A 21,927-nucleotide genomic window follows, 5' to 3' on the forward strand; every position below is an offset into this window, starting at 1 on the left:
ATGAATAAGGAATCACGCAACGCATGAAAGCAGCGGCGAAAACGCTTAAACCGAAACGCCAGGAAGAACAGGCCAACTTTGTAAGTTGGCGTTTTGCGTTGCTTTGCGGTTGTATTCTGCTGGCGCTGACGTTCCTGCTCGGACGCGTTGCCTATCTGCAAGTTGTTAATCCGGACATGCTGGTGCGCGAAGGGGATATGCGTTCCCTGCGTGTACAGGAAGTTGCAACGTCGCGCGGGATGATAACCGACCGTTCTGGCCGCCCGCTGGCGGTGAGTGTGCCGGTGAAAGCCATCTGGGCGGACCCGAAAGAACTGCACGATGCGGGCGGCGTGACGCTGGATAATCGCTGGAAGGCGCTCTCTGATGCGCTGAATATGCCGCTCGACCAGCTTGCTTCACGCATCAATGCCAACCCGAAGATGCGCTTTATTTATCTTGCGCGTCAGGTCAACCCGGATCTCGGTGATTACATCAAAAAACTGAAGTTACCGGGTATTCATCTGCGCGAAGAGTCACGCCGTTACTATCCATCCGGGGAAGTGACTGCTCACCTCATCGGTTTTACCAACGTCGACAGCCAGGGCATTGAAGGCGTTGAGAAGAGCTTTGATAAATGGCTCACCGGTCAGCCTGGCGAACGCATTGTGCGTAAAGACCGCTATGGGCGCGTAATTGAAGACATTTCGTCTACCGATAGCCAGGCAGCGCACAATCTTGCCTTAAGCATTGATGAGCGTTTGCAGGCGCTGGTCTATCGCGAGCTGAATAATGCGGTGGCGTTTAACAAAGCAGAGTCGGGCAGCGCCGTGCTGGTGGATGTTAACACTGGCGAAGTGCTGGCAATGGCTAACAGCCCTTCCTACAACCCAAACAACTTCTCCGGCACGTCGAAAGACGCGATGCGTAACCGCGCCATTACCGACGTATTTGAACCGGGTTCCACCGTGAAACCGATGGTAGTAATGACCGCACTACAGCGCGGCGTGGTGACGCCGAATACGGTGCTGAATACAGTGCCTTATCGTATTAATGGTCACGAAATCAAAGACGTGGCGCGATACAGCGAATTAACCCTTACCGGGGTCTTACAGAAGTCGAGTAACGTCGGCGTTTCTAAGCTGGCGTTAGCGATGCCCTCCTCAGCGTTAGTCGATACTTACTCACGTTTTGGACTGGGAAAAACGACCAATTTGGGGATGGTCGGGGAACGCAGTGGCTTATTTCCTCAAAAACAACGGTGGTCTGACATAGAGAGGGCCACCTTCTCTTTCGGCTACGGGCTAATGGTAACGCCGTTACAGTTAGCGCGAGTCTACGCAACCATTGGCAGCTACGGTATCTACCGCCCGCTGTCGATTACCAAAGTTGATCCGCCCGTTCCGGGCGAGCGCATCTTCAACGAATCCATTGTCCGTACTGTGGTGCATATGATGGAGAGCGTGGCGTTGCCTGGCGGCGGCGGGGTCAAAGCTGCTATCAAGGGTTATCGCATCGCGATTAAAACCGGTACGGCGAAAAAAGTTGGCCCGGATGGCCGCTATATCAATAAATACATTGCATATACCGCTGGCGTCGCGCCTGCCAGCCGCCCGCGTTTTGCGCTGGTGGTGGTCATCAACGATCCGCAAGCGGGTAAATACTACGGTGGCGCCGTGTCCGCGCCGGTCTTTGGTGCCATCATGGGCGGCGTTCTGCGCACCATGAACATTGAGCCGGATGCGCTGACCACGGGCGAAAAAAGTGAATTTGTAATTAATCAAGGCGAGGGATCAGGTGGCAGATCGTAATTTGCGCGACCTTCTCGCTCCGTGGGTGCCAATGCTACCTGCGCGAGCGCTACGAGAGATGACACTCGACAGCCGTGTGGCTGCATCGGGCGATCTTTTTGTGGCAGTGGTCGGTCATCAGGCGGACGGGCGTCGATATATCCCGCAGGCGATTGCGCAAGGTGTTGCTGCCATTATTGCTGAAGCGAAAGATGAAGCAAATGACGGTGAAATTCGTGAAATGCACGGTGTTCCGGTCATTTACCTCAGCCAGTTGAATGAGCGCCTTTCCGCGCTGGCCGGCCGTTTTTACGGTGAGCCTTCCGAGCAATTGCGTCTTATCGGCGTAACCGGGACTAACGGTAAAACTACGACCACGCAGTTACTGGCGCAGTGGAGCCAGTTACTTGGCGAAACCAGCGCGGTGATGGGCACTGTGGGCAACGGTCTGTTGGATAACGTCGTGCCGACGGAAAATACCACCGGATCAGCTGTCGACGTTCAGCATGTCATTGCCGGGTTGGTGGCGCAAAAAGCCACGTTTGCCGCGATGGAAGTCTCTTCCCACGGTCTGGTTCAGCATCGCGTGGCGGCACTGAAATTCGCCGCCAGCGTGTTTACTAATTTAAGTCGCGATCACCTGGATTATCACGGTGATATGACGAACTACGAAGCCGCGAAATGGCTGCTGTTCTCTTCTCATCATTATGGTCAGGCGATCATTAATGCCGACGACGAAGTCGGCCGTCGCTGGCTGGCCAAATTACCGGACGCCGTTGCGGTATCGATGGAAGACAATATCAACCCGGACTGCCATGGACGCTGGCTAAAAACCGTAAGCGTTGATTATCACGATAGCGGCGCGACGATCCGCTTTGCCTCCTCCTGGGGGGAAGGCGAAATTGAAAGCCGCCTGATGGGCGCGTTTAACGTCAGCAACCTGTTGTTGGCGCTGGCGACGCTGCTCGCGCTGGGCTACCCGCTGAGTGAACTGCTGAAAACAGCATCCCGTCTACAACCGGTTTGCGGTCGTATGGAAGTGTTCAGTGCACCGGGTAAACCGACCGTAGTCGTGGATTACGCCCATACGCCGGATGCGCTGGAAAAAGCGCTACAGGCGGCGCGCCTGCACTGTACTGGCAAGCTGTGGTGCGTGTTTGGTTGCGGCGGCGATCGTGATAAAGGCAAACGTCCATTAATGGGTGCGATTGCTGAGCAATTCTCTGATGTCCCGGTCGTGACCGATGACAACCCGCGCACCGAAGAGCCGCGCGCCATTATTAACGACATCCTCGCGGGCATGCTGGATGCGGGCCAGGCGCGCGTGGTGGAAGGCCGCGCGGAAGCGGTGACCAATGCCATCATGCAAGCCAAAGAGAACGATGTCGTGCTGCTGGCCGGTAAAGGCCATGAAGATTATCAGATTGTTGGTACACGCCGTCTGGATTATTCCGACCGCGTAACGGCGGCACGTTTGCTGGGGGTAGTAGCATGATTAGTGTAATGCTGAGTCAACTCACCAGCACGTTACATGCGGAACTGCATGGTCAGGACGTTGTGATTGAAGCGGTAACCAGCGACACGCGTAAATTGACGCCGGGCTGCCTGTTTGTCGCATTGAAAGGGGAGCGTTTTGATGCTCACGACTTCGCGGATAAAGCGAAAGAGGGTGGCGCAGGCGCGCTGCTGGTGAGCCGCAAACTGGATATCGACCTGCCGCAGTTAGTGGTGAAAGATACCCGCCAGGCTTTTGGCGAGTTGGCTGCCTGGGTTCGTCAACAAGTGCCGACGCGCGTGGTGGCGCTGACGGGTTCTTCCGGCAAGACGTCAGTGAAAGAGATGACCGCCGCCATTCTCAGCGAATGCGGCAATACGCTCTACACCGCAGGCAACCTCAACAATGATATCGGCGTGCCAATGACCTTGTTGCGCCTGACCAAAGAACATCAGTTTGCGGTGATTGAACTGGGGGCGAACCACCAGGGCGAAATCGCCTGGACTGTTGGGCTGACGCGCCCGGAAGCTGCACTGGTCAATAACCTCGCGGCAGCGCATCTGGAAGGTTTTGGCTCGCTTGCCGGTGTGGCGAAAGCGAAAGGGGAAATCTACACCGGCCTGCCGGCTAACGGTATTGCCATTATGAATGCCGACAACAATGACTGGCTGAACTGGCAGAGCATTATTGGCGATCGCAAAGTCTGGCGCTTCTCACCCAACGCAACAAATAGCGATTTTACCGCGACGAACGTGCATGTGACGTCGCACGGCACCGAGTTCACGCTGCAAACCCCAACCGGTAACGTGGACGTCACTCTGCCTCTGCCGGGTCGCCACAATATCGCCAATTCGCTGGCAGCAACAGCGCTGGCGATGGCGGTTGGCGCAAGCCTGGAGGCGGTAAAACGCGGGCTGGCAAACCTGAAAGCGGTGCCAGGGCGCTTATTCCCGGTTCAGTTGGGTGAAAACCAACTGCTGCTGGATGACACCTATAACGCCAACGTCGGTTCTATGACCGCCGCTGCGCATGTGTTATCTGAAATGCCGGGTTATCGGGTGATGGTGGTTGGCGATATGGCTGAGCTGGGTGATGAGAGCGAAGCGTGTCACATCCAGGTGGGTGAAGCGGCGAAAGCCGTTGGCATCGATAAAGTTCTGAGCGTCGGCACGTTGAGCAAAGCGTTGAGCGCAGCCAGCGGCGTAGGCGAGCATTTTAACGATAAAGCGGCAGTGACAGCGCGCTTAAAAGCGCTTATCGCTGAGCAGAAAATTATTACTATTTTGGTGAAAGGTTCACGTAGCTCCGCCATGGAAGAGGTGGTACGCGAATTACAGGAGAACGGGACATGTTAGTGTGGCTGGCCGAACATTTGGTCAAATATTATTCCGGCTTTAACGTCTTTTCCTATTTGACGTTTCGCGCCATTGTCAGCCTGCTGACCGCGCTCTTCATCTCATTGTGGATGGGGCCGCGCATGATTGCCCGCTTGCAAAAACTCTCTTTTGGCCAGGTGGTGCGTACCGATGGCCCGGAATCGCACTTTAGTAAACGCGGCACGCCGACGATGGGCGGGATCATGATCCTGACCGCGATTGTGGTTTCTGTTGTGCTGTGGGCCTACCCATCCAACCCGTACGTCTGGTGCGTGCTGGTGGTGCTGGTGGGTTATGGTGCGATTGGCTTTGTCGATGATTACCGCAAAGTGGTGCGCAAAGACACTAAAGGGCTGATTGCACGCTGGAAGTATTTCTGGATGTCAGTCATCGCGCTGGGCGTAGCATTTGCGCTCTATCTGGCAGGTAAAGACACACCCGCGACAGAGTTGGTGGTGCCGTTCTTTAAAGATGTCATGCCACAACTGGGCATGTTTTACATTCTGCTGGCTTATTTCGTGATTGTTGGCACCGGTAACGCGGTCAACCTGACGGATGGCCTGGATGGCCTGGCGATTATGCCGACGGTCTTCGTTGCCGGCGGTTTTGCGCTGGTGGCGTGGGCGACCGGTAACATGAATTTTGCTAACTACCTGCACATTCCCTATCTGCGTCACGCAGGGGAACTGGTGATTGTCTGTACGGCGATTGTCGGCGCAGGGCTGGGTTTCTTGTGGTTTAACACCTATCCGGCCCAGGTTTTTATGGGCGATGTCGGTTCACTGGCGCTGGGCGGCGCACTGGGCATTATCGCCGTGCTGCTGCGTCAGGAGTTCCTGCTGGTGATTATGGGCGGGGTGTTTGTGGTGGAAACACTGTCGGTCATTTTGCAGGTTGGTTCGTTCAAACTGCGTGGCCAGCGTATTTTCCGTATGGCGCCGATTCATCACCACTATGAACTGAAAGGCTGGCCGGAACCGCGCGTGATCGTGCGCTTCTGGATTATTTCGCTGATGCTGGTGCTGATTGGCCTGGCAACGCTGAAGGTACGTTAATCATGGCTGATTACCAGGGTAAAAAAGTCGTCATCATCGGTTTGGGTCTCACAGGCCTTTCCTGCGTGGACTTTTTCCTCGCACGCGGCGTCACGCCGCGAGTGATGGATACGCGCGTTTCTCCGCCGGGGCTAGATAAGCTGCCAGAGGCGGTGGAACGCCATCTTGGTAGTCTTAACGATGACTGGCTGCTGGCCGCCGATCTGGTTGTTGCAAGCCCGGGCATCGCGTTGGCGCATCCTTCCCTGAGCGCAGCGGCTGACGCTGGCGTTGAGATTGTCGGTGATATCGAACTGTTCTGCCGTGAAGCGCAGGCACCGGTTATCGCGATTACCGGTTCCAACGGTAAAAGCACCGTGACAAAGCTGGTCGGAGAGATGGCAACGGCTGCCGGAGTGAACGTCGGCGTCGGAGGCAACATTGGTCTACCTGCGCTGATGCTCTTAGATGACGCATGTGAATTGTATGTGCTTGAGCTTTCAAGTTTCCAACTTGAAACCACTTCAAGCCTGCACGCGGCGGCAGCCACCATTCTGAACGTCACGGAAGATCATATGGATCGCTATCCGTTTGGGTTGCAGCAATATCGTGCTGCCAAGCTGCGCGTCTATGAAAACGCGAAAGTGTGCGTAGTGAATGCCGATGATGCATTAACAATGCCGGTACGCGGCGCGGATGAACGCTGTGTCAGTTTTGGCGTTGATGTAGGCGATTACCACTTGAACCGCCAGCAGGGTGAAACCTGGCTGCGCGTAAAAGGGGAGAAAGTGCTGAACGTGGCGGAAATGAAACTGAGCGGACAGCACAACTACACCAATGCGCTGGCAGCGCTGGCACTGGCTGATGCCGTAGGTTTACCGCGCGCCAGCAGCCTGAAAGCGCTGACAACGTTTACCGGGCTGGCGCATCGCTTCCAGCTGGCGCTGGAGCATAACGGCGTGCGCTGGGTTAACGACTCGAAAGCGACGAATGTTGGCAGCACTGAAGCGGCATTAAATGGTTTACACATCGATGGCACGCTGCACTTGCTGCTCGGCGGTGACGGGAAGTCGGCAGATTTTTCTCCGCTGAAGCGTTATCTGGGCGGCGATCGCATCCGGCTTTACTGCTTTGGTCGTGATGGTGCGGAGCTGGCGGCGCTGCGCCCGGAAATCGCGGATCAAACCGAGACAATGGATCAGGCAATGCGGTTAATCGCGACGCGCGTACAGCCGGGCGATATGGTGTTGTTGTCTCCGGCTTGTGCCAGCCTCGATCAGTTTAAGAATTTCGAACAACGGGGCGATGTCTTTACCCGTCTGGCGCAGGAGTTAGGCTGATGCGTTTAACGCTCCCCCGCCCAAGAATGCCGCGCCTGCCAGGATTTAGCATCCTGGCGTGGCTGTTCGCGGCGTTAAAAGGCTGGGTTATGGGCTCGCGACAGAAGGATACCGACAGCCTGGTCATGTATGACCGCACGTTGCTGTGGCTGACGCTGGGTCTTGCGGCGATCGGCTTCATCATGGTGACGTCGGCATCGATGCCCGTTGGGCAACGTCTGACGGACGATCCGTTCTTCTTCGCCAAGCGTCACGCGTTGTATCTGTTCCTGGCGTTTTGTATGTCGATGGTGACGCTGCGGCTGCCGATGGATTTCTGGCAAAAATATAGCTCAGCAATGTTGATCGCCGCGATCATCATGCTGCTGGTGGTGCTGGTTGTGGGGAGTTCGATCAACGGGGCATCGCGCTGGATTGACCTTGGGCTGATGCGTTTTCAGCCTGCGGAGTTCACCAAGCTGTCGCTGTTCTGCTACCTGGCGAACTACCTGGTGCGCAAGGTGGACGAAGTGCGAAACAACCTGCGCGGCTTCTTAAAACCGATGGGCGTAATCCTTGTGCTGGCAGTATTGCTGCTGGCGCAGCCGGACCTCGGTACGGTGGTTGTGCTGTTTATCACCACGCTGGCAATGCTGTTCCTGGCGGGGGCGAAGCTGTGGCAGTTCATCGCCATTATCGGTATGGGGATTTCAGCGGTAGTACTGCTGATCCTTGCCGAACCTTATCGTATTCGACGCGTAACGTCGTTCTGGAACCCGTGGGAAGATCCTTTCGGCAGCGGTTATCAGCTTACCCAGTCGCTGATGGCGTTTGGCCGCGGTGAGTTGTGGGGCCAGGGCTTAGGTAATTCGATTCAGAAACTGGAATATCTGCCGGAAGCGCACACTGACTTTATCTTCTCCATTATCGGGGAGGAACTCGGTTATATCGGTGTGGTAGTGGCACTTTTAATGGTATTCTTCGTCGCTTTTCGCGCCATGTCTATCGGGCGTAAAGCGCTGGAAATCGATCATCGTTTTTCGGGTTTTCTGGCCTGCTCAATAGGTATCTGGTTTAGCTTCCAGGCACTGGTTAACGTTGGTGCGGCGGCGGGTATGCTGCCGACCAAAGGGTTGACGTTGCCGCTTATCAGTTACGGTGGTTCCAGCTTATTAATTATGTCAGTGGCGATTACGCTGCTGCTACGCATAGATTATGAAACGCGCCTGGAAAAAGCCCAGGCGTTTACACGAGGTGTGTGATGAGTGGTCAACCAAAGCGGTTAATGGTGATGGCGGGCGGTACCGGCGGGCATGTTTTCCCCGGTCTTGCCGTTGCGCACCATTTGATGGATCAGGGCTGGCAAGTGCGCTGGCTCGGAACCGCCGATCGCATGGAGGCTGACCTGGTGCCGAAACACGGCATTGAGATTGATTTCATCCGCATCTCTGGTCTGCGCGGCAAAGGTATTAAGGCGCAGTTGCTGGCGCCGGTGCGTATCTTCAATGCCTGGCGTCAGGCGCGCGCCATTATGCAGCGCTTTAAGCCTGATGTGGTGCTGGGGATGGGCGGCTATGTTTCCGGTCCCGGCGGGCTCGCAGCCTGGTCGCTCGGTATTCCGGTAGTGCTGCATGAGCAAAACGGCATTGCCGGTTTGACCAACAAATGGCTGGCGAAAATCGCGACCAAAGTGATGCAGGCGTTTCCGGGCGCTTTCCCAACAGCGGAAGTCGTCGGTAACCCGGTACGTGTCGATGTGCTAGCGCTGCCGTTGCCGCAGCAACGCTTGCCCGGCCGTGAAGGCCCGGTGCGAGTGCTGGTTGTCGGTGGATCGCAAGGTGCGCGTGTGCTTAACCAGACGATGCCGCAGGTTGCGGCAAAGTTAGGGGCGGCGGTCACTATCTGGCATCAAAGCGGGAAGGGTGCGCAGCAGGAAGTTGAGCGAGCTTATGCGAGCGCTGGCGAACCTCAGCATAAAGTTACTGAGTTTATTGACGATATGGCTCAAGCCTATGCGTGGGCAGATGTGGTGGTTTGCCGCTCTGGTGCATTAACGGTCAGCGAGATCGCCGCAGCAGGTTTACCGGCGCTGTTTGTACCGTTCCAGCACAAAGACCGGCAGCAGTACTGGAATGCCTTGCCGCTGGAAAAAGCGGGCGCGGCAAAGATTCTGGAGCAGCCGCAATTTACCGTTGATGCGGTGGCTGCAACGCTCGCGGGCTGGAATCGCGAAGCATTACTGGAGATGGCCGAACGCGCGCGCGCGGCAGCGATCCCCGATGCTACCGAACGGGTGGCAAACGAAGTGAGCCTGGCAGCTCAGGCATAAATACTGGCGACGCCTTTTGCGTCGCGCAAATTTAAGTAGTCGATGGCGTTTAGAGAATGAATACACAAGAACTGGCGAAACTGCGTTCAATCGTGCCCGAGATGCGTCGCGTCCGGCACATTCACTTTGTCGGCATTGGCGGTGCTGGCATGGGCGGTATTGCCGAAGTGCTGGCCAACGAAGGCTACCAGATTAGCGGCTCCGATTTGGCGCCGAATCCGGTTACGCAGCAATTGACGTCGCTTGGCGCCACGATTTATTTCAACCACCGCCCGGAAAACGTGAGCGATGCGAGCGTTGTGGTGGTTTCCAGCGCGATCTCTGCCGATAACCCGGAAATCGTAGCGGCGCATGAAGCGCGCATTCCGGTGATCCGCCGCGCAGAGATGCTGGCGGAATTAATGCGTTTTCGCCACGGCATTGCCATTGCCGGTACGCACGGCAAAACGACCACCACCGCGATGGTGGCAAGTATTTATGCAGAAGCCGGGCTGGACCCGACTTTTGTTAATGGTGGCCTGGTTAAAGCCGCTGGTGTGCATGCGCGCCTGGGGCATAGCCGTTACCTGATTGCTGAAGCGGATGAGAGCGATGCCTCTTTCCTGCATCTGCAGCCGATGGTGGCGATTGTCACCAATATCGAAGCTGACCATATGGATACGTACCAGGGCGACTTCGAAAATTTAAAAACGACCTTTATCAACTTCCTGCACAACCTGCCGTTCTATGGCCGTGCGGTAATGTGCGTCGACGATCCGGTTATTAGGGAGTTGTTGCCGCGTGTAGGTCGCCAGATTACGACCTACGGTTTTAGTGATGATGCGGATATCCGCGTGGAAAACTACCGTCAGGTTGGGCCGCAGGGGCACTTTACGCTGGTGCGCCAGGATAAACCGGAACTGCGCGTGACGCTGAATGCGCCAGGGCGCCATAACGCGTTAAACGCAGCGGCGGCCGTTGCGGTGGCAACGGAAGAAGGGATCGAAGATGACGCGATCCTGCGCGCGCTGGAAAGCTTCCAGGGCACGGGCCGCCGTTTCGACTTCCTCGGCGAGTATCCGCTGCAAGATGTAAACGGTAAAGCCGGTACCGCGATGCTGGTTGACGATTATGGTCATCATCCAACAGAAGTGGACGCCACTATCAAAGCGGCGCGAGCGGGCTGGCCGGATAAAAACCTGGTGATGTTGTTTCAGCCGCACCGTTACACGCGTACGCGTGACCTGTATGACGATTTTGCCAATGTGCTGACCCAGGTGGATTCACTGCTGATGCTGGAGGTTTATCCGGCGGGCGAAGCGGCAATCCCAGGCGCAGATAGTCGTTCTCTGTGCCGCACTATTCGCGGTCGCGGCAAGATCGATCCGATTCTGGTGCCCGATCCGGCGCAGGTTGCCGCGATGCTGGCACCGGTGCTGACCGGCAACGATCTGATCCTGATCCAGGGAGCCGGTAACGTCGGTAAGATTGCGCGCAGCCTGGCCGAGAGCAAACTGAAACCGCAGACCGTGGAGGAGGAGCGCCGTGGCTGAGAAAGTAGCGGTTCTGCTGGGCGGAACCTCCGCCGAGCGTGACGTTTCGCTTAATTCCGGTGCAGCGGTGCTGGCAGGTTTGCGTGAAGGCGGCGTTGATGCGCATGGTGTGGATCCGCGCGATGTGGATGTTACCCGCCTGAAAGAGATGGGTTTCAGTAAAGCGTTTATCGCCTTGCATGGTCGCGGCGGTGAAGATGGCACCCTGCAGGGGCTGCTGGAATTAACCGATATTCCTTATACCGGAAGCGGTGTGATGGCCTCGGCGATTTCGATGGATAAAGGGCGCAGCAAGCTGCTGTGGCAGGGAGCAGGGTTGCCCGTTGCGCCGTGGGTGGCACTGACGCGCAGCGAATTTGAATCAGGCCTGAAAACTATTGATATTCAACGCATTGAGGTGCTGGGTTTACCTGTTATTGTCAAGCCCAGCCGCGAAGGCTCAAGTGTAGGGATGTCAAAAGTCGATAAAAAAGAAGACCTGCACGTAGCGTTAGCGCTTGCATTTCAACATGATGATGAAGTTTTGATTGAAAAATGGCTCAGTGGGCCAGAATTTACTGTCGCATTGCTTGGAAATGAAATTTTACCGTCGATTCGTATTCAACCTGCGGGAATCTTCTATGATTATGAGGCGAAGTATCTCTCTGATGAGACGATGTATTTTTGCCCGTCAGGTCTGGAAGCGGACGATGAAGCAGCATTACATGCCCTGGTGCGTGAAGCCTGGCAAGTTTTAGGCTGCCGTGGTTGGGGCCGTATCGATGTCATGCTGGACAGCAATGGACACTTTTATTTGCTGGAAGCGAACACGTCGCCAGGAATGACCAGCCATAGCCTGGTGCCGATGGCAGCGCGTCAGGCAGGGTTGAGCTTCTCCCAGTTAGTTGTTCGCATTCTGGAATTGGCGGAGTGATATGTCACAGGCTGCGCTGAACACGCGAAACCGCGAAGCGGAGGCTGTAAAAATCTCCCGCCGCAACAATGGAACGCGTCTTGCAGGCATCGTATTCCTGCTGACGGTGCTGTGCACTGTGTTGGTGAGTGGCTGGGTGGTACTGGGCTGGATGGACGATGCGCAGCGTTTGCCGTTATCAAAGCTGGTGTTGACAGGCGATCGTCATTACACCCGTAACGATGATATTCGCCAGTCTATTTTGGCGTTGGGCGCGCCCGGCACGTTTATGACGCAGGACGTTAACATCATTCAGAGCCAGATAGAACGTCTGCCCTGGATCAAGCAGGCAAGCGTCAGAAAACAGTGGCCAGACGAATTGAAGATTCATCTGGTTGAATATGTGCCCATTGCGCGGTGGAATGATCAACATATGGTGGATGTGGACGGCAACGCATTTAGCGTGCCGGCCGAACGAACGAGTAAACAGGTTTTACCTATGCTGTACGGCCCTGAAGGGAGCGAAAGCGAGGTGTTACAGGGCTACCGCGACATGGGGCAAGTGCTGGCAAAGGATAAGTTCACGTTAAAAGAGGCGGCGATGACCGCGCGGCGTTCGTGGCAAGTAACGCTCAGCAATGACATCAAGCTTAATCTGGGCCGTGGCGATACGATGAAACGTCTGGCGCGCTTTGTAGAACTCTACCCGGTTCTCCAGCAACAGGCGCAAACGGATGGCAAAGAGATTAGCTACGTGGATTTACGCTATGACTCAGGTGCGGCCGTAGGCTGGAAAGCGGCCCCTGTTCAGGAACCGAATCAGCAGCAAAATCAGGCACAACAGAATCAGGCACAGGCAGAGCAACAATGATCAAGGCGACGGACAGAAAACTGGTAGTAGGACTGGAGATTGGCACCGCGAAGGTCGCCGCTTTAGTAGGGGAAGTTCTGCCCGACGGTATTGTGAATATCATTGGCGTAGGCAGTTGTCCGTCTCGTGGGATGGATAAAGGCGGAGTGAACGATCTGGAGTCGGTGGTGAAATGCGTACAGCGCGCTATCGATCAGGCTGAATTAATGGCCGATTGTCAGATTTCATCAGTCTACCTTGCGCTCTCGGGGAAACATATTAGCTGCCAGAACGAAATTGGTATGGTGCCGATTTCGGAAGAAGAGGTTACGCAGGAAGATGTGGAAAACGTGGTGCATACGGCTAAATCAGTACGTGTGCGCGATGAACACCGCGTTTTACATGTAATTCCGCAGGAGTACGCTATCGACTACCAGGAGGGGATCAAAAACCCGGTAGGTCTGTCCGGCGTACGCATGCAGGCGAAAGTGCATTTGATTACTTGCCATAACGACATGGCGAAAAACATCGTTAAAGCTGTTGAACGATGTGGTTTGAAAGTTGACCAACTTATTTTTGCCGGATTGGCATCCAGTTACTCCGTGCTGACAGAAGATGAACGTGAGCTGGGTGTCTGCGTTGTCGACATCGGCGGTGGTACAATGGATATGGCGGTGTATACCGGCGGAGCGCTGCGTCATACCAAAGTTATCCCTTATGCGGGGAACGTGGTAACAAGCGACATTGCGTATGCCTTTGGTACACCGCCGAGCGATGCTGAGGCGATTAAAGTTCGCCATGGTTGTGCGCTGGGTTCGCTGGTTGGCAAAGACGAAAGCGTTGAGGTGCCGAGTGTCGGCGGCCGTCCGCCACGTAGTCTGCAGCGCCAGACGCTAGCTGATGTAATAGAGCCGCGCTACACCGAGCTGCTCAACCTGGTGAACGACGAAATTTTGCAGTTACAAGAACAGCTTCGCCAACAGGGTGTGAAACATCATCTGGCGGCGGGGATTGTGTTGACCGGTGGCGCGGCGCAAATGGAAGGCCTGGCGGCCTGCGCGCAACGCGTGTTCCATACGCAAGTGCGTATTGGTGCGCCGCTCAATATTACTGGTTTAACGGATTACGCCCAGGAGCCGTACTATTCAACGGCTGTGGGGCTGCTGCACTACGGGAAAGAGACCCATTTAAGTGGTGAAGCAGAAGTTGAAAAACGCGTGTCAGTGGGTTCGTGGTTCAAACGAATCAACAGCTGGCTGCGAAAAGAGTTTTAATTTTTTTCAGAGACCGTAGAGAATTAACGGTTTCAGGCGACAGGCACAACGGAGAGAGATTATGTTTGAACCGATGGAATTAACCAACGACGCGGTGATTAAAGTCATCGGCGTCGGTGGCGGCGGCGGTAACGCCGTAGAGCATATGGTGCGCGAGCGCATTGAAGGGGTTGAGTTCTTCGCGGTGAATACCGACGCGCAGGCGTTGCGTAAAACAGCGGTGGGGCAAACCATTCAGATCGGCGGTGGTATCACCAAAGGTCTGGGCGCTGGAGCAAACCCTGAAGTTGGCCGTAACGCGGCGGAAGAGGATCGTGAAGCACTGCGCGCTGCGCTGGAAGGTGCTGACATGGTCTTTATCGCAGCGGGAATGGGCGGCGGTACCGGTACCGGTGCGGCACCTGTAGTGGCTGAAGTGGCAAAAGATTTAGGTATCCTGACCGTTGCTGTCGTGACGAAGCCTTTCAATTTTGAAGGCAAGAAGCGTATGGCATTTGCGGAGCAGGGGATCACTGAGCTGTCCAAGCATGTGGACTCGCTGATCACCATCCCTAACGACAAATTGCTGAAAGTGCTGGGCCGTGGCATTTCGCTGCTGGATGCATTTGGCGCAGCGAACGATGTGCTGAAAGGCGCAGTGCAGGGTATTGCCGAGCTGATTACTCGTCCGGGCCTGATGAACGTCGACTTTGCTGACGTGCGCACCGTGATGTCCGAAATGGGCTACGCGATGATGGGTTCTGGCGTTGCCAGCGGCGAAGATCGCGCGGAAGAAGCGGCCGAAATGGCGATTTCCAGTCCGCTGCTGGAAGATATCGATCTCTCTGGCGCGCGTGGTGTGTTGGTTAACATCACGGCGGGCTTTGATCTGCGTCTGGATGAGTTCGAGACTGTAGGTAACACCATCCGTGCGTTTGCATCGGATAATGCAACCGTGGTTATCGGTACTTCCCTTGATCCGGATATGAACGACGAACTGCGTGTTACTGTTGTTGCGACCGGTATCGGTATGGACAAGCGTCCGGAAATTACCCTGGTCACCAATAAACAAGCGCAGCAGCCGGTAATGGATCGCTATCAGCAGCACGGCATGCAGCCGATGCAGCAGGAGCAGAAACCAGCGAAAGTGGTTAACGACAATACGCCGCAGACCACGAAAGAGCCTGATTATCTGGATATTCCAGCGTTTTTGCGTAAGCAAGCAGATTAAGAATTTGCTGGAAGTTGGGCTTCGTCGCTCTTTGTGCTAAACTGGCCGTCCAATTGTGTTATACAATTTGGATGGATTGGTAATTAGGCGAGATTATACGATGATCAAACAAAGGACACTTAAACGTATCGTTCAGGCGACTGGTGTCGGTTTACATACCGGCAAGAAAGTCACGCTGACGTTGCGCCCTGCGCCGGCAAATACCGGGGTCATCTATCGTCGCACTGACTTAAATCCACCGGTAGACTTCCCGGCTGATGCTAAATCTGTGCGTGATACAATGCTCTGTACTTGTCTGGTCAACGAGCATGACGTGCGGATTTCAACCGTAGAGCACTTAAATGCTGCTCTCGCGGGTTTAGGCATCGACAACATTATTGTTGAAGTCGATGCGCCGGAAATTCCGATTATGGATGGCAGTGCTGCACCATTTGTCTACCTGCTGCTTGATGCAGGGCTCGAAGAGCTGAACAGCGCCAAAAAATTTGTTCGCATCAAAGAAACGGTGCGCGTTGAAGACGGTGACAAGTGGGCTGAGTTCAAACCGCATAACGGTTTTACACTCGACTTCACCATCGACTTTAACCACCCAGCCATTGATGCTAGCACGCAACGTTACGCGATGAACTTCTCTGCCGATGCATTTATGCGCCAGATTAGTCGTGCGCGTACCTTCGGTTTCATGCGTGATATCGAATACCTCCAGTCTCGCGGACTGTGCCTGGGCGGTAGCTTCGATTGTGCCATCGTAGTTGATGATTATCGCGTACTGAACGAAGACGGCCTGCGTTTCGAAGATGAATTTGTTCGTCACAAAATGCTGGATGCAATTGGCGATCTGTTCATGTGTGGTCACAATATTATTGGTGCATTTACCGCTTATAAATCCGGTCATGCATTGAATAATAAACTGTTGCAGGCTGTTCTGGCGAAACAGGAAGCCTGGGAATATGTGACTTTCGAAGACGAAGCAGAACTGCCACTGGCATTCAAAGCCCCGTCAATAGTTCTGGCGTAACGCCATAACTTCAAAATCGACTGGTTAACCTGGCACTCTCTCCGGTCAGGGAAACCAGTCGTTTTTATTTGTGCATTTCATCCAAAACGCCGGTGCACGGATTTAATCCAAAACCCATCATCTTGCTTTTTTAGCGCGACTGCTGCTTTCCTGCCCAGTTTTCTGCCTGGCAACGCCCTAATACTGCTGTGGCGTGGTAGGTTTAGTGGTAAGATTTGGGGCGCAAAACGACATATACTGACGCATTTTGAGACAGGCGTTATTTTAGGGTGGAGCAAGTGAGCGGAATACTGACGCGCTGGCGACAATTTGGCAGACGCTATTTCTGGCCGCATCTCTTATTAGGGATGGTCGCGGCGAGTTTTGGTTTACCTGCGCTTGTCAGCAATACAGAAACAGCTCAGCCTGTACGCGAAACGACCCGCAATCATGATAACGCCAGCGCGGTCGATTTCAGCAGTTTTGCCTTGCTGGAAGCCAAACGCCGTCCGAACTTCACCGTCGACTATTGGCACCAACATGCCATTCGCACTGTTATTCGTCACCTTTCGTTCGCTATGGCACCGCAAGCGCTGCCGGTGGCAACGGAAGAGAAGCTGCCGATTCAGGCACATCATCTTGCTTTGCTGGACACGCTCAGCGCACTACTGACGCTGGAAAGCAAGCCGCCAGCGATTGTTCGTCTTGCTGTCCAAACCTCCTTCGTACCCTATACCGCGTTTCGCGTTTCCACCTGGATAAGCCAGGTACAAGGTATCCGCGCCGGACCTCAGCGTCTCAGCTAAAAAAACGATCCTTTTTATCCATTTTTTAGCTCCGTAAAAACGGGGCGCTTGAGATTTTTATTATGCTTACCAATTTGTTAACTAAAGTATTCGGTAGTCGTAACGATCGTACGCTGCGTCGCATGCGTAAAACTGTTACCCAGATTAACGCCATGGAACCGGCCATGGAGCAACTCAGTGATGACGAACTGAAAGGTAAAACTGCTGAGTTTCGCGCGCGTCTGGAAAAAGGCGAAAGCGTAGATAGCCTGCTGCCAGAAGCATTCGCCGTCGTGCGCGAAGCGAGTAAACGCGTGTTCGGCATGCGCCATTTCGACGTGCAACTGCTGGGCGGTATGGTTCTGAACGATCGCTGTATCGCAGAGATGCGTACCGGTGAAGGTAAAACGTTAACCGCAACATTGCCGGCGTATCTGAACGCCCTGAGCGGTAAAGGGGTGCACGTCGTAACGGTGAACGACTATCTGGCGCAACGTGACGCCGAAAACAACCGTCCCCTGTTTGAATTCCTCGGTCTGAGTGTTGGCATCAACCTGCCAGGCATGCCTTCTGTCGCTAAGCGCGAAGCCTATGCCGCTGACATTACTTACGGTACAAACAACGAATACGGCTTCGATTACCTGCGCGATAACATGGCATTCAGCCCTGAAGAACGCGTGCAACGTAAACTGCACTACGCGCTGGTGGATGAGGTCGACTCTATTCTGATCGATGAAGCGCGTACCCCGCTGATCATCTCTGGTCCGGCGGAAGACAGCTCTGATCTGTACAAAAAAGTGAATAAAATCATTCCGCATCTGATTCGTCAGGAGAAAGAAGATTCCGACACTTTCCAGGGCGAAGGCCACTTCTCCGTAGACGAGAAAGCGCGTCAGGTAACGCTGACCGAGCGCGGTTTGGTGCTGATTGAAGAACTTCTGGTGAAAGAAGGCATCATGGAAGAGGGCGAGTCGCTCTACTCTCCGGCGAACATCATGCTAATGCACCATGTCACAGCTGCTCTGCGTGCGCATGTGCTGTTTACCCGCGATGTCGACTACATCGTGAAAGATGGCGAAGTCATCATCGTTGACGAACACACCGGGCGTACCATGCAGGGGCGTCGTTGGTCCGATGGTCTGCACCAGGCTGTTGAAGCGAAAGAAGGCGTGGAAATCCAGAATGAAAACCAGACGCTGGCCTCCATTACCTTCCAGAACTATTTCCGTCTGTATGAAAAACTCGCCGGGATGACCGGTACCGCAGATACCGAAGCGTTCGAATTCAGTTCAATTTACAAACTCGATACTGTTGTTGTTCCGACTAACCGCCCGATGATCCGTAAAGATATGGCGGATTTGGTCTATATGACCGAAGCGGAAAAAATCCAGGCGATTATCGAAGATATCAAAGAGCGTACGGCAAAAGGCCAGCCGGTGTTGGTGGGGACTATTTCCATCGAAAAATCGGAAGTTGTGTCCAACGAACTGACAAAAGCGGGCATCAAGCATAACGTTCTGAACGCCAAATTCCACGCCAAAGAAGCCGATATCGTGGCACAAGCGGGTTACACCGGCGCGGTGACCATTGCGACCAACATGGCGGGTCGTGGTACGGATATCGTGCTGGGCGGTAGCTGGCAGGCTGAACTGGCAGAGCTCGAAGAGCCAACTGCTGAGCAAATCGCTAAAGTGAAAGCCGATTGGCAGGTGCGTCACGACGCGGTGCTGGCGGCAGGCGGCCTGCACATTATCGGTACTGAGCGTCATGAATCACGCCGTATCGATAACCAGTTGCGTGGTCGTTCCGGTCGTCAGGGTGATGCGGGTTCTTCCCGTTTCTACCTCTCCATGGAAGATGCGCTGATGCGTATTTTCGCCTCCGACCGTGTTTCCGGCATGATGCGTAAGTTGGGTATGAAACCGGGTGAAGCGATTGAACACCCATGGGTCACCAAAGCCATTGCCAACGCCCAGCGTAAAGTAGAAAGCCGCAACTTTGATATTCGTAAGCAACTGCTGGAATACGATGATGTGGCCAACGATCAGCGCCGCGCGATTTACACCCAGCGTAACGAATTGCTGGATGTGTCTGATGTCAGCGAAACGATTAACAGCATCCGTGAAGATGTCTTTAAAGCGACTATTGATGGCCATATTCCGCCGCAGTCGCTGGAAGAAATGTGGGATATTCCGGGTCTGCAGGAACGTCTGAAAAACGACTTTGACCTCGACCTGCCGATCGCTGAATGGCTGGATAAAGAGCCGGATCTGCATGAGGAAACGCTGCGTGAACGAATCCTGCAAAGCGCGGTGGAAACCTATCAGCGCAAAGAGGAAGTTGTTGGCGCAGAGATGATGCGTCACTTCGAAAAAGGCGTAATGCTGCAAACGCTTGATTCCCTGTGGAAAGAACACCTGGCAGCGATGGATTATCTGCGTCAGGGCATTCACCTGCGTGGTTATGCGCAAAAAGATCCGAAGCAGGAATATAAGCGTGAATCTTTCGCCATGTTCGCTGCGATGCTGGAGTCGCTGAAATACGAAGTCATCAGTACTTTGAGTAAAGTACAGGTTCGTATGCCGGAAGAAGTGGAAGAGATGGAGCAGCAGCGCCGCCAGGAAGCTGAACGTCTGGCGCAGATGCAGCAACTGAGCCACCAGGATGACGAATCCGCCGCTGCGGCAGAACTTGCAGCGCAAACGGGCGAACGCAAAGTAGGGCGCAACGATCCATGCCCTTGTGGTTCCGGTAAAAAATACAAACAGTGCCACGGTCGTCTGGCGTAACTTATTGATACTAATTAATAAGGCGCAGATATCTGCGCCTTTTTTATGGAACCTGCATAATGAAAATACTCAACATCGCCGTAGGGATCATCCGTAATCCACAAGGTGAAATATTTATTACCCGACGAGCCGCCGATGCGCATATGGCAAACAAGCTGGAGTTCCCTGGCGGAAAGATTGAAGCCGGTGAAACGCCGGAGCAAGCGATGATCCGCGAATTACAGGAAGAAGTGGGTATAACACCAGTTGAGGCGGTACTGTTTGATAAGCTGGAATATCAGTTCCCGGATCGCCATATCACCTTGTGGTTCTGGCTGGTAGAGCGCTGGGAAGGGCAGCCGTGGGGTAAAGAAGGGCAGCCGGGGGAGTGGGTAGCGCAGGATCAGTTGAATGCGGAAGATTTCCCGCCAGCCAATGAACCCGTTATTACCAGGCTGGCGCAGCGCTAAGCAATGCGCCAGCAGGTTCGTCAGCGATTACTGCTGCTCTTCACTCCATTCATCGCTGTCGGAGAGATCGCCTGAACTCGCAATACGCTTCTCTTCTGCTGCCCATTCGCCTAAGTCAATAAGTTGGCAGCGTTTGGAGCAGAAGGGACGAAATGGGCTTTCTTCACCCCAGACCACAGATTTGCCGCAGGTTGGGCAGTTAACTATTGTAGCTTCAGTCATTACGGAACTCCTTAACAGCAGGCCAGTTCAAAATCCAGCCGCTCTGGTACCAGGCCGTTTTCGCTGTCGAAGGGCATAAAACGAATAGCAAAGCGGCTCTTATGGCCGGAAATTTGTGGATATAAACGTTCTTTCAAAGGCAATTGCAGGCGCAACAGGTCGGCATCTTCGCCATTATCCTGGTAAAAACCATTCAGGCTGGTCTGGCGACGAAATGGCGCGGCATTGCGAATAAGATCAAGGATTAGCGATAGCGTTGCGCGCAGCGGCTCAAGACTTGCCATCCATAATTCGATTTGTGCGTTGCGTTGTTCTTGCGGTAAGTGCAGCCACATATGCAACGTGGGTAAATCGAAACTACAACATCCGCCGGGGATGCTCAGACGCTGGCGCACCAGTGCAATCAGGCGATCTTCACGTAATAACTGACCAATACGTGGCGCGGTCATCAACACAGCTCCGCTCTCTTTCAACTGCTGGCGGATAGCGTCAATACGGTTGAGATCAACGCCAGGCACTTCACTCCAGGCTCGCAGTTTACGTTGCTGGCGTTCCAGTTCTTTCAGCAATTCAGTGCGGGTATCGCCCCGCTCAAATACATCCAGCAATTCACCTACGTTGCGGAAAAAGTGCAGTGCGTCAGCGTGATCGCTTAACGGTAAATGGACCGAAAGTTGTTGCAGTAAAAACTCAACGCGCAGCCAGGTACGCATCTTTTCGTTAAGCGGATGTTCAAAAAGGATGTGGGTGTGCATTACGGTTTTTCCTGTGATACGGCCTGCGAAGCATAATACAGATAGGCTGCATGCAGGCGGGCAACATCCGATACTATCGCATCTGGTGCGCCATTATTGTCAATAACATCATCCGCGATGGCAAGTCGCGCTTCACGCGAGGCTTGGGCTGCGAGAATTTTTTCTGCATGTTCGCGGCTGACGCCATCACGCTGCATGGTGCGTGAAATCTGAGTCTCAACCGAGACGTCGATGACTAAAACGCGATCGGCTTTATCATTAAGCTGGTTTTCCACCAGCAACGGAACAACCCACAGTACATAAGGTGACGTCGCTTGCGCAATCTGGCGTTGGGTCAGTTTTTGAATAAGCGGATGGAGCAAACCATTTAGCCATGCTTTATCGGCTGGAGAAGCAAAAATATGTTCGCGCAACAAACGACGATTCAGTGAGCCGTTTTTGAGAAGTATGTCAGCGCCGAAATGCTCGACAATTGCGTGTAATGCTTCGGTTCCGGGTTCCACAACCTGACGTGCAATCATATCTGCGTCGACAACATTAACACCCAATGCAGCAAAGGCATTTGCTACGGTGCTTTTACCGCTGCCGATGCCGCCAGTTAACGCGACTGTAAACCCCATAACACGTTGTCCTAAGATAGCCTGACATTCATCACTATGCGCCTTCTTTTCCTGCTTTCGTAACGGTATTTTGCCGTCTCTGATAAGAGAAAAACGAAAAACTGATAATATAATTATTAAATTATTCAGGGAGTTGTGATTAAAGCAAGCGACAATGAAATCAATTAACCCAAACTTACCTGTTCATCAGGTAAATTTATAGGATTGTAGCGTAAAAAAAGAGAATTTCG

Annotated in this window: 19 protein-coding genes; 16 read left to right on the top strand and 3 right to left on the bottom strand. The window is 54.0% G+C overall.

The annotated features are described in order from the left end of the window. The first annotated feature begins 23 nt into the window (after nt 1–23). The 16 genes from ACFX4O_RS14895 (at nt 24) to mutT (ending at nt 20,100) form a co-directional block, all read left to right on the top strand. The gene (locus ACFX4O_RS14895; protein ID WP_131408087.1) at nt 24–1,790 is read left to right on the top strand and encodes a peptidoglycan glycosyltransferase FtsI; all 1,767 of its coding nucleotides are present in this window, start codon (nt 24–26) and stop codon (nt 1,788–1,790) included. Next, on the top strand, nt 1,777–3,264 hold the full coding sequence (gene murE, locus ACFX4O_RS14900; protein WP_380209106.1) for a UDP-N-acetylmuramoyl-L-alanyl-D-glutamate--2,6-diaminopimelate ligase: 1,488 nt from the start codon (nt 1,777–1,779) through the stop codon (nt 3,262–3,264). The genes ACFX4O_RS14895 and murE overlap by 14 nt, the downstream gene beginning before the upstream one ends. After that, complete coding sequence (gene murF, locus ACFX4O_RS14905) at nt 3,261–4,619, top strand: UDP-N-acetylmuramoyl-tripeptide--D-alanyl-D-alanine ligase (protein WP_380209108.1); 1,359 nt, start codon at nt 3,261–3,263, stop codon at nt 4,617–4,619. Before murE ends, murF begins: the two co-directional genes overlap by 4 nt. Then, a complete protein-coding gene (mraY, locus tag ACFX4O_RS14910; RefSeq protein ID WP_017457925.1) occupies nt 4,613–5,695 on the top strand; it encodes a phospho-N-acetylmuramoyl-pentapeptide-transferase in 1,083 nt (360 codons plus the stop codon). The genes murF and mraY overlap by 7 nt, the downstream gene beginning before the upstream one ends. Nucleotides 5,696–5,697: 2 nt before the next feature. Then, a complete protein-coding gene (murD, locus tag ACFX4O_RS14915; RefSeq protein WP_131408081.1) occupies nt 5,698–7,014 on the top strand; it encodes a UDP-N-acetylmuramoyl-L-alanine--D-glutamate ligase in 1,317 nt (438 codons plus the stop codon). After that, nucleotides 7,014–8,255 carry a cell division protein FtsW gene (ftsW, locus tag ACFX4O_RS14920; RefSeq protein WP_131408079.1) on the top strand — a complete coding sequence of 414 codons (1,242 nt, stop codon included), beginning with the start codon at nt 7,014–7,016 and terminating at the stop codon, nt 8,253–8,255. The genes murD and ftsW overlap by 1 nt, the downstream gene beginning before the upstream one ends. Further along, complete coding sequence (murG, locus tag ACFX4O_RS14925; RefSeq protein ID WP_017457928.1) at nt 8,255–9,322, top strand: undecaprenyldiphospho-muramoylpentapeptide beta-N-acetylglucosaminyltransferase; 1,068 nt, start codon at nt 8,255–8,257, stop codon at nt 9,320–9,322. Before ftsW ends, murG begins: the two co-directional genes overlap by 1 nt. A 56-nt stretch (nt 9,323–9,378) precedes the next feature. Beyond that, nucleotides 9,379–10,854: a UDP-N-acetylmuramate--L-alanine ligase gene (gene murC / locus ACFX4O_RS14930; protein ID WP_380209111.1), complete on the top strand. Its 1,476-nt coding sequence runs from the start codon at nt 9,379–9,381 to the stop codon at nt 10,852–10,854. Beyond that, nucleotides 10,847–11,767: a D-alanine--D-alanine ligase gene (locus ACFX4O_RS14935; RefSeq protein WP_380209113.1), complete on the top strand. Its 921-nt coding sequence runs from the start codon at nt 10,847–10,849 to the stop codon at nt 11,765–11,767. The genes murC and ACFX4O_RS14935 overlap by 8 nt, the downstream gene beginning before the upstream one ends. A gap of 1 nt (nt 11,768) precedes the next feature. Further along, the gene (ftsQ, locus tag ACFX4O_RS14940) at nt 11,769–12,617 is read left to right on the top strand and encodes a cell division protein FtsQ (RefSeq protein WP_045511930.1); all 849 of its coding nucleotides are present in this window, start codon (nt 11,769–11,771) and stop codon (nt 12,615–12,617) included. Further along, nucleotides 12,614–13,870 (top strand): cell division protein FtsA, encoded by a 1,257-nt coding sequence (gene ftsA, locus ACFX4O_RS14945; protein ID WP_017457932.1) that lies wholly within the window; start codon nt 12,614–12,616, stop codon nt 13,868–13,870. The genes ftsQ and ftsA overlap by 4 nt, the downstream gene beginning before the upstream one ends. 61 nt (nt 13,871–13,931) lie before the next feature. Then, nucleotides 13,932–15,080, top strand: a complete 1,149-nt coding sequence (ftsZ, locus tag ACFX4O_RS14950; RefSeq protein ID WP_007373153.1) for a cell division protein FtsZ — start codon at nt 13,932–13,934, stop codon at nt 15,078–15,080. A gap of 100 nt (nt 15,081–15,180) precedes the next feature. After that, on the top strand, nt 15,181–16,098 hold the full coding sequence (gene lpxC / locus ACFX4O_RS14955) for a UDP-3-O-acyl-N-acetylglucosamine deacetylase (RefSeq protein ID WP_313510053.1): 918 nt from the start codon (nt 15,181–15,183) through the stop codon (nt 16,096–16,098). Nucleotides 16,099–16,376: 278 nt separating this feature from the next. Beyond that, complete coding sequence (secM, locus tag ACFX4O_RS14960) at nt 16,377–16,883, top strand: secA translation cis-regulator SecM (protein ID WP_380209116.1); 507 nt, start codon at nt 16,377–16,379, stop codon at nt 16,881–16,883. A 62-nt stretch (nt 16,884–16,945) separates the two neighbouring features. Next, a complete protein-coding gene (secA, locus tag ACFX4O_RS14965) occupies nt 16,946–19,651 on the top strand; it encodes a preprotein translocase subunit SecA (protein ID WP_380209117.1) in 2,706 nt (901 codons plus the stop codon). Between the two features lie 59 nt (nt 19,652–19,710). Continuing rightward, nucleotides 19,711–20,100 carry an 8-oxo-dGTP diphosphatase MutT gene (mutT, locus tag ACFX4O_RS14970; protein WP_380209119.1) on the top strand — a complete coding sequence of 130 codons (390 nt, stop codon included), beginning with the start codon at nt 19,711–19,713 and terminating at the stop codon, nt 20,098–20,100. Nucleotides 20,101–20,127: 27 nt separating this feature from the next. On the opposite strand, the gene yacG is transcribed toward mutT, so the two are convergent. From yacG to coaE, 3 genes are read right to left on the bottom strand one after another with little or no spacing between them, the layout of a single operon-like run. Next, nucleotides 20,128–20,322, bottom strand: a complete 195-nt coding sequence (gene yacG / locus ACFX4O_RS14975; RefSeq protein ID WP_131408063.1) for a DNA gyrase inhibitor YacG — start codon at nt 20,320–20,322, stop codon at nt 20,128–20,130. Nucleotides 20,323–20,333: 11 nt separating this feature from the next. Further along, a complete protein-coding gene (zapD, locus tag ACFX4O_RS14980) occupies nt 20,334–21,077 on the bottom strand; it encodes a cell division protein ZapD (protein ID WP_131408061.1) in 744 nt (247 codons plus the stop codon). Further along, nucleotides 21,077–21,697, bottom strand: a complete 621-nt coding sequence (gene coaE, locus ACFX4O_RS14985) for a dephospho-CoA kinase (protein ID WP_380209122.1) — start codon at nt 21,695–21,697, stop codon at nt 21,077–21,079. The genes zapD and coaE overlap by 1 nt, the downstream gene beginning before the upstream one ends. Nucleotides 21,698–21,927 lie beyond the last annotated feature (230 nt).

The organism is Kosakonia sp. YIM B13571 (assembly GCF_042788095.1).
GTDB lineage: Bacteria > Pseudomonadota > Gammaproteobacteria > Enterobacterales > Enterobacteriaceae > Kosakonia > Kosakonia quasisacchari.